We start from the raw sequence: 15,688 nt of genomic DNA, 5'->3' as shown, positions 1-15,688 counted from the left end.
GCTTGTAAATAAGTGTTTTACCTTAGTTTTATGCCTTTAGTTGTTCGTTTAATATAGTTTTTATATATTCACTTATAATATTATCGTGTTAATGCTGCTTTTTTTTAAAAAAAGTGTATTTTTAGCGCCCCTTAAGTACCTCTATAAATGAACAAAATAACTAGAAGCATACAAATACTTTTAGGTATATTACTTATTTGTATTCAATGCAATACAATGTTAGCACAAACATTAAATACCCCTGTTATTGCAGGTGGTGGCTCTGCATGTGATACTTCTGGAGCAACAGATTTTCCTGTCGATTTTTCTTTTAGTGGTAGTGTTTTTGATGATGAGAATGTTTTTTTTATAGAGCTTTCTGATGTCGACGGAAGCTTTGCAGACGCTTCTTTAGTGAAGGAATTAAGGAGATTAGAGAGTACAGCAGCTAATAATTTTAATCAGGCATTTAATATTAGCACAACAATACAATTGCCAGATGGCACTTTTGGTAAAAATTATAAAATAAGAATTCGTACAACTGCTCCAGAAATGACCTCTGAGTCAATTTCTTTTGAAGCTTACCATGATATGGTAGTCGATTCGGAATTAGGAATTAATAATGACGAAGATTTCGCATTGTGTAATGGCGAAAGTAAAGAAGTATCACTAACAACAGCAATTGTTGGAGAATATCAGTGGTTTAGAAGAGTTGGCTCTGTTGATACATTGGTAGCAACAACACAAGACCCTACTTTTACAATAACACAAGCAGGAACTTATTTTGTGGTGATTGACTACGGAAGTTGTGGTGGACCAAAATCAAGATTTATTAATGCAATTGGAATCAGCAATTCAGACGCGCAAATAACAGGTACGGCTACTGTTGAGATTTGTGGAGATGAAGCGCATACGTTTACGGCTAGTTCAAACAATACAAATTATACCTACGAATGGTATCAAGATGATGTTTTAAAACAAACATCTAATTCAAATACGTACACAACACCAACAGCGGGTCAGTTTGGTACCTATCATTTGATAGTAAAGTTAGGCGACTGTGAAGTAAAATCTAACGATGTTGTATTGGCACAAGAAACAACGCCCGATTTTAATGTAAATACAGTAGGTGCTTTAAAAACTATTCTTCTTCCGGGAGAAACAAGAGAGCTTTGTATAACACATGATGCTACTTCAGCTACTATTCAATGGTATAAAGATGATGCTCCTTTAGCTTCGAGAACGCAATTGTGTATGAATGCTACAGAGGCAGGTACGTATTTTGCACGTGTAACCAAAACTTCAGCTACTTCGTGTAATCTTATCGTCGATTCGGAAAAATATGAGTTAATTGCTGTAAAATCGTTCGATGTAACTATTAGGACCGAAACAGCTTATGAAGAGTGTAATACGGTTACAACCGATTTAAGTATTGTAGGTGTTACAGCTATAGGTCAGGATGATGAGCAATATGATTTGTCTGCTGATCAGATAGATATGTTAAATTATCAATGGAAAAAAGATGGAGTAGCTGTTACAGGTGCTACAGAAACCACCTATAATGTTGGTTCTTATCAAGATAATGGAGTTTATACCTTGCAAGTAGGTGTAGGAACATTAACTACAGACTCTAATGAGTTAGCTATAAAACTTATTGTTGAAGATCCAGAAATTACCTCAACATCATCTTCTAATTCATTATGCCCAGGTGGCAATATCATATATACAATAGATGTTTTAGTTGCAGGTTATACCTACGAATGGTTTAAAGACGATGATACTACGGCAACAGCAACAGATGTTAAAGATTTTGCTGTTACAGAAATTGGTGAATATACATTAAAAATAACAGGATTTGGGTGTGAAAAAACATACGCACCAATCAATGTTGTATTGTTTGATGAATCGGTAGTAATGGTAACACCATCAGAAAAAGTAGTACTTATACAAGGGCAAACAGTAACTGTAACAGCATCGGGGGCTGAATCTTATGTTTGGCATTTGGGTGATGATACTGCCGGAACTGTTTTATCAACAAACGAAACTTTAGATGTAACTACATTAGGTTTTTATACCGTTGAAGCTTCAGTAGGTGCTTGTAGTGTAATACTTACTGTTGAAGTTGTAGAGCAAGACGATCAGGTTATCGTACCAAATATTGTTACACCTAATGAAGACGGAATAAACGATACTTGGCAATTATCAAACAAATACGCATTTCAACCATCTGTAGTAATACAATTGTATGATTCGAGTGGAAAAGAAATTTTAAATACAACCGATTATAAAAATGATTGGCCATTAGAAAGTTTAGGAAATCAAAAAATCTTCTATTATAAAATTATAAAAGAAGATGTATTAATTAAAGCAGGAACAATATCTGTATTAGATTAAAGATTTAAGATGATAAAAAAAATTACATTATGTATCGCGTTATTAGTAAGTGTGTTTTCAGTAGAAGCACAATTGTCTGATGATGCACAGCAATACAATAGTTTTACTTCAAGGAATTTTATGAAGTTTAACCGCTTTTTAACGGTTCCTACTTTTTCGGCCTTACGAGAAAGTAAAACAGAGATGACTGCTATTGTACGTAATAGTAATGTAGATTTTGAAGACAACCCAAGATTATATGTTGGGACCTATTCTGGCAAAATGCGAGAAAATGTAGGCGCAGGTGTTGCTATTTATCAACAAGAAGTAGGCGTGTTTAAAGATTTTGGAGCCTTAATAAACTACGCACAACGATTACAATTAAATGAAAACTTGGATTTAACTTTCGGATTTAATTTTTTATATAGCCGAAGAAGTGCCGATGCAGTAAAGGTAAATTCAACAGTACCAGATCCGCAAGTAGCAAACTTTCAGGATGTACCGTTAGTAATGTTACAACCAGCAGTTACCTTATCGTTTGGTAAGTTTGATGTTGGAGTGTTTTTTGAGAATTTAGTAGATTTTAATTTAAAGACTAGCGAAACGGCTACTTCTTTTGGAGAAAAAACATTTTCTGCACACGCAATGTATTCATATGAATTTACCTACGCTTCAGGAATTTTTGAAGGAGCAGATTTAAGAACTCTAGTAATGGCAAGAAAGCCAGGTGAAAATGAGTTTAGTGTTGGTGGTAATGTAATATTAGATTTACCAAAAGCAGGTTGGGTAAAAGCAGGTTACGATAAAACGTATGGTGTTTCTGCTGGAATAGGTGTAAATATTTCAGATAAACTAGCCGTTGGCTTTAGTTATGAGAAAAGCACTTTCGCAGCAACGAATGAAATAGGATTGATTTACAATTTTGGTAAAAAATCATATTCAAGAGAAAGACCAACAAGACGATCTGGTAATGTAAAGGTAACATTACCAGAAAGAGCGCCTAAAAATGAATATAAAAATGAAGAGCATAACGATTTATCAGATGAAATTCAAACAGCGCAAGACTCAATAGATATTTTAAATAAAAAAGTAGATGAGGTTTTACGCTTGTTAAAAAATCAACCAGCGCCACAAAAAGTAATAGTTCCAGCTCCTGTTAAGAACACTACTGAAGCAAAAGACACATCATTAAGAAGAAGGTCAGATAAACCATGGAGACAAAGTACTATTACAACTGTAGGTAGTGGCGGTGGAGGTACCATGTATTATATTGTTTCAGATAGGTATAAGAATAAAGAAAATGTTTTTCCTTTAATTGATAAATGGAAAAGATCGGATGTTGAAGCAAAATATATTTTCGAACCAAAAGAAAAATATTATTATGTATATATAGATAGGTTTGCAAAAGAAGAAGATGCCGTTGAAAAAGTAGAAGAGCTGACAGATAAAACACGAATGTTCGAGAGTGATGATAAAAATGATAAGTCATCAATAGTAATAAAGAAAAGTGGTAAGGACGTAGTTTATGTGGTTAAATTAACCATAGGTACAAGTGGCGAGAGTTACAAAGAACCTAAAACACAGCCTAAAGCAAGAGTAAGAACCATGTCTAACATGCAAGGAGTTGCACCTGGATACTATTTACAAGTTTATGTAAATGGTAATAAAGCATTAGCTGACAGAAATGTTGATGAATTAAGAAATGATGGTATAGAAGCAGGATACTTTATAAATCCTAGGACTGGATATATGCATACATATATAGCAAAAACAGAAACAAGAGAAGAAGCTATTAAGTTGTATAATAATAATTTAAACGGTTCGTTTTACGATCGTAAAACGATAGTACGTATAAAATAATTAATTTGTAAGCCTCTAAAGCAATTAATCCCCGAGAAAAGATGATGAAAAAAATACTTATAATACTAATTTTATTTTTTGCCAATATTACTTTTTCCCAAGAGAAACTTAACTTATTCGATGACTCAAGAGTATCAAATGAATTTAAGCTAGAAGCAAAAAAAGCATCTAGAATTCAAGAGGTATCTAAAGCTAATAAAAAAGCTGATACTCCTTTTACCAACAGATTAGGTGTTGGTGGGATTAATGTTAGAGGTAATATAACCTTTGTTGGTAATAATATATTAAGTATAGACGATTCAAGATTTAATTTTATTGGACCTAATGATGATTTTAATTTTGGAGGAAATAGTAACACTGATTTCGAGTTAGGCTATATTGATATTGATGATGATTTAGGTATTCCTGGGAATAATACTACTTTTTCATCAAGTATGTCTTCACTTAACCTACCTAGTTGTTCAAGAGTTGTATATGCAGGTTTATACTGGGCTTCTATTTATCCATATGATGAATGGAGTGATGAGTCTGATGCTATAAACACTAGAGATGGTGATTTTAATACCATGAAGTTTAAAGCTCCTGGTCAACCGTATCAAGATATAACAGGAACTGTACTTTATGATGATGGAGAAGCTACTCAATTACCTTACGTATGTTACAGTGATGTGACTTCAATAGTGCAATCATTAGGAACTAATTATAATGGAGATTATTTTGGTGCGAATATTAAAGCTACTCTAGGACAAGATTCAGTTGGTCAAGGACTAGGTTCTTCAGCAGGTTGGGTTTTAGTAATTATTTATGAAAATGAAGGGCAATCGAGTAAAAATATTTCGTTATTTGATGGTTTTTCTACTATTGATGGAGTTGTAAGTACAGATGTAACATTTTCTGGATTTACTACAATTCCTTCAGGTCCTGTTAGGGTTCAGTTACTAACGGCAGCCTTAGAAGGTGATAAGCCTTTTGTTGGGGATAGTTTTCAAATATTAAATCAATCAAACAACTATGTAGACATAACTACAGGTAACAATAATCAAACTAATAACTTTTTTAATAGTTCTATAACCAAATTTAATAATTTTGTTAATGATAGAGCACCAACAAGTACAAATACTTTAGGCTTTGATGTTGATTTATTTAACCTAAGTAATCCTTCAAATTCGGTTATCGGTAATGGACAGAGCTCAATTGATCTTAGGTTTACAACAGCTCAGGATGCCTATTTTCCATTCTTAAATGCAATGACTGTTGAAATTATAGAACCAAAAGTTCAATTAATTAAAACAATTGAGGATGCTGCAGGTAATGATATTTCAGGGACAACGGTTGGTTTAGGCTCTGAACTTTTTTATAATATACGTTTTCAAAATGTAGGAACAGATGGTGCAACAAATACAGAGATTATAGATGTGTTACCAAAAAATGTTGATTTTTTACCAGCAGATTTAATCTTACCAGAGGAATTAGAAAGTACACGAACAGATATTTTAAATAATTATGAGCCACCATCAGCAGGTAATGGATTTAGGGGGCGTTTAATATTCGAAATTCCAGATAATCTTGTAGAAGAAGGTGGAGATCTTTATGACATAAAAATAAAAGTTCAGGTAGTAAGTGATTGTAATCAACTAAGAGATGTGTGTTCTAATAGTATTGAAAATCAGGCATTTGCAAATTACGGAAGTGATGTAGGTGGTGCACCTCGTGTTAATGGAGAAGAAAGCTTTGCTGGTCTTGATAGTTGTAATTTTGGAATTGCAGGTACTTCAAACTTTTTGGTTGACACCTCTGGTTGTACTTTCGAAAGATCAGAAGTGCTTTGTGGTGCAAGTATAGATATTGTTGCAGGTAATGGTTTTGCAACTTATTCTTGGGAAGAAGCAAGTAATCCTGGTGTTGTTATCGGAACAGCGCAAACATTAACAGTAACACAAGCAGGAACATATATTGTAACTAAAATAGCACCAGTGGGTTGTATTGATGCAACCGAAACAGTAAATGTTGTTAGTTTTAATGATGAACCAAATCCTTTAGCACCTTTTGCATCACAAGTTTTACCTGAATGTAATGGGTTTGAATTAGCAGAGATTTATTTATGTGGTATTAATAGCTCTGTAGATATAGATTTGCCATTTACAGGTGCTACTACAGTAAATTGGTTTAAGCTAGACGAACCATCTAACTGTGCAGTTAATGCAATTGAAGGGTGTGCTAACTTAGATACAGATTGTGATTGGACAAATATAGGAACAGAGCTAGATAAAAACTTCGATACCGAAGGTGAATACCGTTTAGAGGTATTATACGATGGTCGATGTCCGCAAACTTATTACTTTAACGTATATAAGGCTACGTTAAATCCAACAATAACTACCCAAGATATTGTTTGTGATACACCAGGTAGTATAGCTATTACCAACGTTCCTGATGGTTACGAATACAGTTTAACTGGCCCAGGAGGTTTTAATGAACCATTTTCAACAAATGCTACTTTTTCAATAACTGATGCTGGAGATTATGATTTATCAATACGTTTAATTGGTGCGCCAGCCGGTTCATGTACGTACACACAAGAAAATATTAACATTCAATCGCCATCAATACAATTAAACGTAACAGAAGTAGTTCCTGATTGTTCAGATGATGATATACAAATAACAGCAAGCATTAGTGGCGTTCCAGGGGAGTATTCTTATGAAATTACTAGAGACGGTGTTCCTGAAGCTAGTTCAGGTGGTTTTATAGCAAACAGTAGTCAAACCTATGATTTTAATGACGGAGGTACTTTTGTAATCACCGTAACTACAGTAGACGGTTGTACAGCGCAAGAAACACGTATCATAAATAAACCACCACCAGTTACTTTAACAGCAACCACCACAAAAAATATTTCATGTGTGGATGGATCTTCTGATGGTATTATTACGTTAACCCCAGGCGGAGGAACTTTAGACGCAGGACAAACACATTCGTTTGCATTAGTTTCAATTGATGGTAACTTAGTTACGCCGAAAGTATATACCTCTGATACAACATATAATGTGGCTTTAGGTGATGAGGGAGTTTATGTTTTTGAAGTAATAGATAGTAATGATTGTGCTACAACAGCAACTGCTACAGTTGTTGTAGAACCTGAAGTTCAATTTACAACCAATACAACCGATATTTCGTGTAATGGTTTAACGGACGGACAAATAGCGGTAAGTATTAATGGGCCAGATTTAGGGTATACTTTTGAATACAGCATAGATGCAGGTGCTAATTGGAACGCAACAGGGGTGTTTTCTAACCTTGCAGCAAACCCATCTTATACAGTAAGGGTTAGAGCATCTAAAACAGGATATCAATGTATATATGATATCGAAAATATTGAAATTCAAGAACCAGCTGCATTAACAGGTGGTAGCACAACACATACCGATGACAGTTGTAATGCTAACGGTAATACTATAGGGGGTAGCATAACTTTTACAGATCCAACAGGGGGTACAGGAGCGTATACTTTTTATTATAAATTAGATACAGATGCAAGCTATACAGCAGCTACAAGTAATCCAGTAATTAATTTAGCAGCAGGAACCTATAATATTAGAGTAGAGGATGCTAACGGATGTCCAAGAGATTTAGCTGATGTGATTATAGACCCAATTCCGGGTGCACCAACATTTAACCACACAGTAGTTTATAATTGTGAAGGAGAAGGAGCTATAACAATAACTCCATTTGATGCTTCGTACACCTATACCTTAGACGGTACAGTAGTGCAAACAGGTGCAAATGCAAACGTTTTTACAGAGGTAGCAGTAGGAGCACACTCAGTAAGAGTAAATTATTTCGGAAACTGTAGAGAAGATATTCCGGTAACTGTTGCAGGAGGTAATGCTTTTTCTGGAGATATAAGAGCAACTTCAGATAGTGAATGTTTTGGTTCTGATAATGGTAGTATTACAATAGGAGCAAGTAATGTTATAGGCACAAGTTTTGAATATTCAGTTGATGGCGGAACTACTTGGTCTTTTACAGCAGACAACCCTTACAGAGTTGTAGGTTTAGCTGCAGATACTTACGATGTTTTTATTAGAGAAGTAGATGGCGGAACAACTTGTGTAATAGATTTAGGAGATGTAACAATCACACAGCCAGATGAGTTAACATTAACAGCAGCCGTAGATCAGCAACCAACATGTTCAGGCCCACCAACAGGAACCATTATAGCAACAGCTTCGGGTGGGGTACCACCTTATGAATTTAGTATAGATGATGGTGCTACATGGCAATCATCTAATATATTTAATGACGTACCAGGAAGAGTAACAGACTACATAGTAATGATTCGTGATAGTAGAAACTGTAACGAATGTGGTTGTACTTCAAATTTATTCGAAAATGGTAGTTTCGAGCAACCAACAAGAGCAACAAGAGGTTTTAACCAACGAGATGAAGATGATGTACCTGGTTGGGATACTACAGATCCTTCAAATACAATAGAAATATGGTATAATAATTTTCAAGGAGTGCCTGCTAAAGAGGGGGTTGCTTTTGCCGAATTAAACTCACGAAATCCAGGTTCGTTGTTTCAAGAATATTGTACGCAACCAGGCGATGAAATAAATTGGTCGGTTTCTCATAGAGGAAGATCGGGGGTAGATGTTGCTACTGTTAAAATAGGAGATGATTTAGCAACAGCAGGTATTGTGGAAACAATGACAGACGGTAATTCAGCTTGGGGAGATTACAGTGGAACATATACTGTACCTGTAGGACAATCAACCACAGTTATTGCTTTTGATGCTTTTTCTACAGCAACAGGTAGTTTAAGTGTAGGTAATTTTATAGATGACGTTAAAATTACTATTCTAAGAAACAATTGTGTACCAGTAAATGTGTCAATACAAGAACCAGACGCAGTAGAATTTACCGTAACTCCAGAAACTTGTTACAATGGTAATAATGGTACTTTAACCGTAAATGTAACAGGAGGAAACGATGATTATTTATTTAGTATAGATAATGGTGCAACGTGGGAAACTCCAGATGTAACCACACCAAATCAATATGTATTTTCTAATTTAACAGAAGGTACTTATAATGTAACCGTTCAAGACGGATTAGGATGTACAATACCACCAATAGCTGCAACAATAAACGCACCAATAGATGCTACCGTTGCAACAACAAACCAAACGTGTAACGCTTTAGGTCAAATATCAATTACACCAACAGGAGGAGATGGTAATTACCAATATGTAGTAACACCAATTGCTCCAACAGTAGGTTCAGTAATAACAAGTACAACAAGTCCAATTGATGTTGCCGCGGGTTCTTATACTGTAAGTGTAAGAGATCAAAACGGAGCAGTAGGATTTTGTGAATACACAGAAGATGTAACCATTACAAGAATAGCAGATCCTACGATAGTAGCTACCGAAACACAACCAGATTGTAGTGGAGACACAGGTTCGGTTAGTATTGCTATAACTGATGGAACAGCAGATTACACAACCACTATAACATTACAAGGAGCACCAGGTACAGTACAAACATCAGGTCCATCATCAGATGTTAGCATTTCTTTTAGTGCTTTAGCTGATGGAACGTATGATATTTTAACTACCGATGCCAATGGATGTTCAGATACAGCAGAAATTACAATTGCAGCACCGGATGCTTTAGAAGGTACAGCAGCACAATCGCAAGATTATACGTGTGCTCAATTAGGAGAAATTACGGTAAATAATGTTGAAGGCGGAACAGCACCATACACCTATACATTAAGTGATGGAACTACTGCTACAACATTTACAACAGACACGGTAACTTTTGATCATATATTTGAAGACTTAACGGACGGAACTTATACGGTAACAATAACAGATGCAAATAGCTGTAGTTATACAGTAACGCCAAATATTATCATTGCACCATTACCAACAGCACCAACCTTAACAAGTGCGGTAACTTATAATTGTGACGGAACAGGAACAATAACAATAAGTCCTTTTGATGCTTCTTATACATACACATTAAATACAGGAACACCAGTTGTACAAAATGGAGCAAATGCAAATATTTTTACAAATGTTCCAGCGGGTAATTACACAGTAAGTGTAGCTTACGGAAGCGATTGTACAATAGACGCTACAAATATTGATGTATTAGCAGATCAAGAATTTACAGCACAAGTAACCGACCAATCGAATCCTGTTTGTATTGATGACGCCAACGGAAGTATAGAAGTAACCGCTTATTTCCCTGCACCAACAACCTTACCAGCAGATTTTGAGTATTCATTAGATGGAGGAACAACTTGGAATCCAGCAGCAACAAATCCATTTACAATTCCAAATCTAGAAGATGACACATACAATATTGTAGTAAGACCATCAGGAGCAACTACAGATTGTAATATTGCATTAGCACCGGTAACTTTATCAGATCCATCAGTAATAAATGTAGCAGCAACAGTAACGAAACTAATTACGTGTGATGCTGATCCTACATTAGATGGAGCAACAATAAGTATAGATGGAGTGACATCAGGAGGAAACGGAGGCCCTTATACCTACGAATTGTTTGATAATGCTGCAGGAACAGGCGCACCAGTTCAAACAAGCGCACCTTTTACCGATATTGATACCGCAGGCGATTACTGGGTAGTAGCTACAGATGCACGAGGTTGTACATCAGCACCAGTACCAGTAAATGTGCCAGATGCAATACTTGTAACATTTACTGTAACGCCAGAAGTTTGTTATAATGCGACTAGCAATAACGGTACGCTAACAGTTAATATTCTAACAGGAAACGGTAACTATTTATATAGTTTAGATGGAGGAACGACCACGCAAACATCAAACATATTTACTGGTTTAACAGACGGTACGTACGATGTAACTGTAACAGATGGCTTTAATTGTACGGCAACAGTAACAGGAACCGTAATTAATCCGCAAATAGATGCTACTATTGCAACTACCAACGAGCATTGTAACGCTTTAGGTCAAATATCAATTACACCAACAGGAGGAGATGGTAATTACCAATATGTAGTAACACCAATTGCTCCAACAGCAGGTGCAGTAATAACAAGTACTACAAGTCCAATTGATGTTGCCGCAGGTACTTATACAGTAAGTGTAAGAGATCAAAACGGAGCAGTAGGATTTTGTGAGTACACAGAAGATGTAACCATTACAAGAATAGCAGATCCTACGATAGTAGCTACCGAAACACAACCAGATTGTAGTGGAGACACAGGTTCGGTAAGTATTGCTATCAGTAACGGAACAGCAGATTATACAACCACCATAACCTTACGAGGAGCACCAGGTACTTCACTAACATCAGGTACATCATCAGATGTTAGCGTTTCTTTTAATGGTTTAGTTGACGGAACCTATGATATTGTAACCACGGATGCTAATGGATGTTCAGATACAGCAGAAATTACAATTGCTGCACCAAATGCATTGTCAGGGACAGCAGCGCAATCGCAAGATTATACGTGTGCTCAATTAGGAGAAATTACAATAGAAAATGTAGCAGGAGGAACAGCACCATATACCTATACATTAAGTGATGGAACTACTGCTACAACATTTACAACTACAAATGACACTTATACATTTACAGATTTAACGGACGGAACTTATACCGTAACAATAACAGATGTAAATACGTGTAGTTTTACGGTAACGCCAGATATAATAATAGCACCATTACCAACAGCACCAACCTTAACAAGTGCGGTAACTTATAATTGCGACGGTACAGGAGTAATAACAATAAGTCCTTTTGATGCTTCATATACATACACACTAAATACAGGAACCCCAGTTGTACAAAATGGAGCAAATGCAAACATTTTTACAAATGTACCAGTTGGTAATTATACAGTAACTGTAGATTACGGAAGCGATTGTGAAATAGATGCGACTAATATAGATGTTTTAGACAATCAAGAGTTTACAGCACAAGTAACCGACCAATCGAATCCTGTTTGTATTGATGATACTAACGGAAGTATTGAAATAACAGCAGCATTTCCATCAGTAGCACCAACAAGTTTTGAGTATTCATTAGATGGAGGAACAACTTGGAATCCAGCAGCAACAAATCCGTTTACAATACCAAATTTAGCAGATGGAACCCATAATATATCGGTACGACCAGATAATAGCTCACCAGCAGCATGTAATATCACGTTAGATCCGGTAACTTTATCAGATCCATCAGTAATAAATGTAGCAGCAACAGTAACCAAACAAATTACGTGTGATGCTGATCCTACATTAGACGGAGCAACAATTACCATAACACCAACAACATCAGGTGGAAATGGAGGCCCTTATACCTACGAATTGTTTGATGATAACGCAGGAGTACCAGGAACTTCAGTTCAAACAGGCGCACCTTTTACAGATATTGATACCGCAGGAGATTACTGGGTAGTAGCCACAGATGCAGAGGGTTGTACATCAGATCCAGTATTGGTAAATGTACCACCAAGGCAAACAATTGTATTTACGGCAACTCCGCAATGTTACGACGGGGCTAACGGAATTATAGATTTAGATGTTACTAATGGTAACGGAACTTACGAATACAGTTTAGACGGTACTAACTTTACGCCATTTGCACCAGCCAATGCTATAACATTTAGTATTACAGGTTTATCTAGTATTGCCTACACGGTAACTATTAGAGATATTGCTGGTTGTACAGAAACTGCTAACGTTACTATAAACGATGCTTTAGTTGCCTCTGCAACACCAACTGATATAAGTTGCGCAGACGGTCAAATACTAGTAAACCCAACAGGTGGTTCTGGTACGTATGTGTTCTCAGCAGTGCCAGATGGTAATGCTGCAGGAGCATTTTCAGCAACAAACCCTATTGTAATTGCGGCAGGAGCTGCAGGTACATACGATGTGTATGTGCAAGACGATGCCGGCTGTGAATATATAGTACAAGATGTTATTGTAAATGCTATAACACCAGTAGCTATTACAGCAACAGCCAATGAGCCAACATGTAATGGAGATACCGGAAGTATTGATGGTATAGTAACAGCTAATACAGGACAAGCTCCCTACACAATTACCCTTGCAAATAGCGGAGGTATTATAGGAGCAGAAACATTAACAAATTATACAGCAAGTACTTTTAGCTTTAATAATTTACCAGCCGAAACATATACGGTTGAAATTACAGATGCTTTAGGATGTATAAGTACTGTAACTCCATTAACTTTAGCGAATCCACCAGCTATTGTAATGGATATTGAAGGGGTTTTACCTCCAGGTTGTGCTGTAGACCCTTCTTTAACAGGTTTTAATTTTATCAATATTGATCCTAATGATTATTTACCAAATACCTTACAATATAGTATTGATAATGGAGTAAATTGGATAGATTTTACATCAACAAATGGTCAAGTAAGAAATTTAAATTCTGGAGATAAAGTAGAACCCGTTTTAAGAACTATTGACGGTTCAGCTAACCAACTTTGTTTAGTAGCTTATGGTGAATATGAAATATTGTATAATGTAACAGGATTAATTGTAGATCCAGTTGCAAACCCAGGAAACTGTGCGGTAGGTTTTTCAGTAACTGTTGAAGCTCTTAATAGTGCGGGGCCTTTTGAATTTGCTATAAATTCACCTTCAGGATGGGTAGGGCCAGATAACAATGGTAATAATGGAACTTCAGGTGATCCAGATAGAACTCATACATTTACAGGTTTAACTCCTGGTTTAACGTATGAATTTTACGTAAGAGATACAGTTACTGGGTGTATTGAACAAAATAATGAAGATCTTTATATAACTTATACTCCTTCAGTACCAATTACGAGTGTAGTAGATAATCAATCTTGTTTTGGTGTAGATGCTGGTCAAATAACATTTTCAATAGATAATACAAGTATGGATTTATCTAATAATTTTACTTGGACACTATATGAAAGAGACCTGGTAACTAATTTAGGAAATGCAGTAGCTGCTTATACAAATATATCTCAAACAGGTCTTGCAGATATTATTGTTAATGGTTTAGCAGCAGGTACGTATTATATTGTATTAACAAATGATATTGGAACATGTGATTTTGGTAGTACAGATGTTTTAATTAATGAAGGAACAGAGATTACAGGTCAAGTATCTAAAGTAAGAGATATTACATGTAGTGTAGATGGTGAGGTTAGGATAGAGAATGTAACAGGAGGTTTTCCTGGTTATACCTATACATTTAATGTAACAAATGGTACTGGTGTTTTATCAGGAAATACTATTACTGTTGCTGAGAGTACTGTTACAGGAACACCAGTAACTGTTGAAGTTTTTGCACAAGATTCTAATAGTTGTGGCCCTGTAAGTATAGGTACGGTAGATTTAACAGTAAGTCAACCACCAACAATTACCAGTGTAACGCCAAGTAGTTGTGGAGTTAATAACACTATTACAATAGTTGCAGCCGGTGGTACGTCACCCTACCGTTACTCAATAGATAACGGAGTAACATTTAGCGCACCAACAACTAACACAACATATACAGCAACAGGGTTGTCACCTGGAGACTATGATATAGTGGTAAGCGATGCTAACGGATGTGAAGTAAATAACGCAGGTACTACAACTATTCAACCAGATTTAGATTACACCTTAGATTTAACTAAAAATTTAACTTGTGATCCTGCACCAACAGAAGCAACCTACAGAATAGAGAATGTAACAGGTAGTGGATCTTATACCTATGAAATAAATGGTGCTGTAAGTGGAAACATAGTGCTTGCAGGTACAACTTTACCAGCTACACCATTTGTATTTAGCACTGCAATTGCAGATGAATACACCATAACAATTACAGATACTGCAGAAAACTGTACAAACACAAAAACGTTTACAGTTGCACCAGCTGTAGTACCCGTATTTACAATATCTGAAACAGATGCAACGTGTAATGGTGCAGCCAACGGAAGTATCGCAGTTAATGTAACCGCAGGATTAACACCGTTAACATATAGTATAGCTCCAGTAGCAGGAACATGGGATGCAGCAAGCAATTCATTTATTAACTTGCCAGCAGATACCTATACAGTAAGAGTAACAGGAGCTAATGGGTGTTTTTCAGAAGAAACAGAAACAGTAAATGATAATCCAGCCTTAACAGTAACTGCACCAACAGCAGTTCAGTTTGGATGTACAACAGGTAACGATGTAAACAATGCTACGTTAAGTATAAGAGCAGAAGATACATTTGGAGTTTCAGGAGGAACAGGTACTTATACAACTGTAGAATTATACCAAGATGTAAATGCAGATAACTCGGCAGATAATTTATCAAACACAGCAGACGATGTTTTAGTAAACACCGTAACGGTAACATTACCAGTTTATGAATTTTCAATAAGCGATCTTGCAGGCGGTAGTTATTATGTACGTATTGTAGATAGTGCAAATTGTGAAGCAGT

Annotated in this window: 2 protein-coding genes and 1 pseudogene; all 3 read left to right on the top strand. The window is 36.0% G+C overall.

Annotation, left to right across the window (positions count from 1 at the left end):
• Positions 1-147: 147 nt before the first annotated feature.
• Positions 148-2,373, top strand: a complete 2,226-nt coding sequence (locus P2G10_RS11435; protein WP_275316696.1) for a T9SS type B sorting domain-containing protein — start codon at positions 148-150, stop codon at positions 2,371-2,373.
• A 9-nt stretch (positions 2,374-2,382) separates the two neighbouring features.
• A complete protein-coding gene (locus P2G10_RS11430; protein WP_275316695.1) occupies positions 2,383-4,212 on the top strand; it encodes a PorP/SprF family type IX secretion system membrane protein in 1,830 nt (609 codons plus the stop codon).
• A gap of 41 nt (positions 4,213-4,253) precedes the next feature.
• Positions 4,254-15,688 (top strand): annotated as a pseudogene (locus tag P2G10_RS11425) (hypothetical protein); the annotation flags it as partial.

This window comes from Tenacibaculum bernardetii (assembly GCF_029125915.1).
Lineage (GTDB): Bacteria > Bacteroidota > Bacteroidia > Flavobacteriales > Flavobacteriaceae > Polaribacter > Polaribacter bernardetii.
This window is presented reverse-complemented; position numbering and strand designations above follow the sequence as displayed.

Excerpts from the sequence above, each read along its gene's own strand:
- P2G10_RS11435 (WP_275316696.1), top strand. The coding sequence starts at position 148 with ATGAACAAAATAACTAGAAGCATACAAATACTTTTAGGTATATTACTT.
- P2G10_RS11430 (WP_275316695.1), top strand. The coding sequence starts at position 2,383 with ATGATAAAAAAAATTACATTATGTATCGCGTTATTAGTAAGTGTGTTT.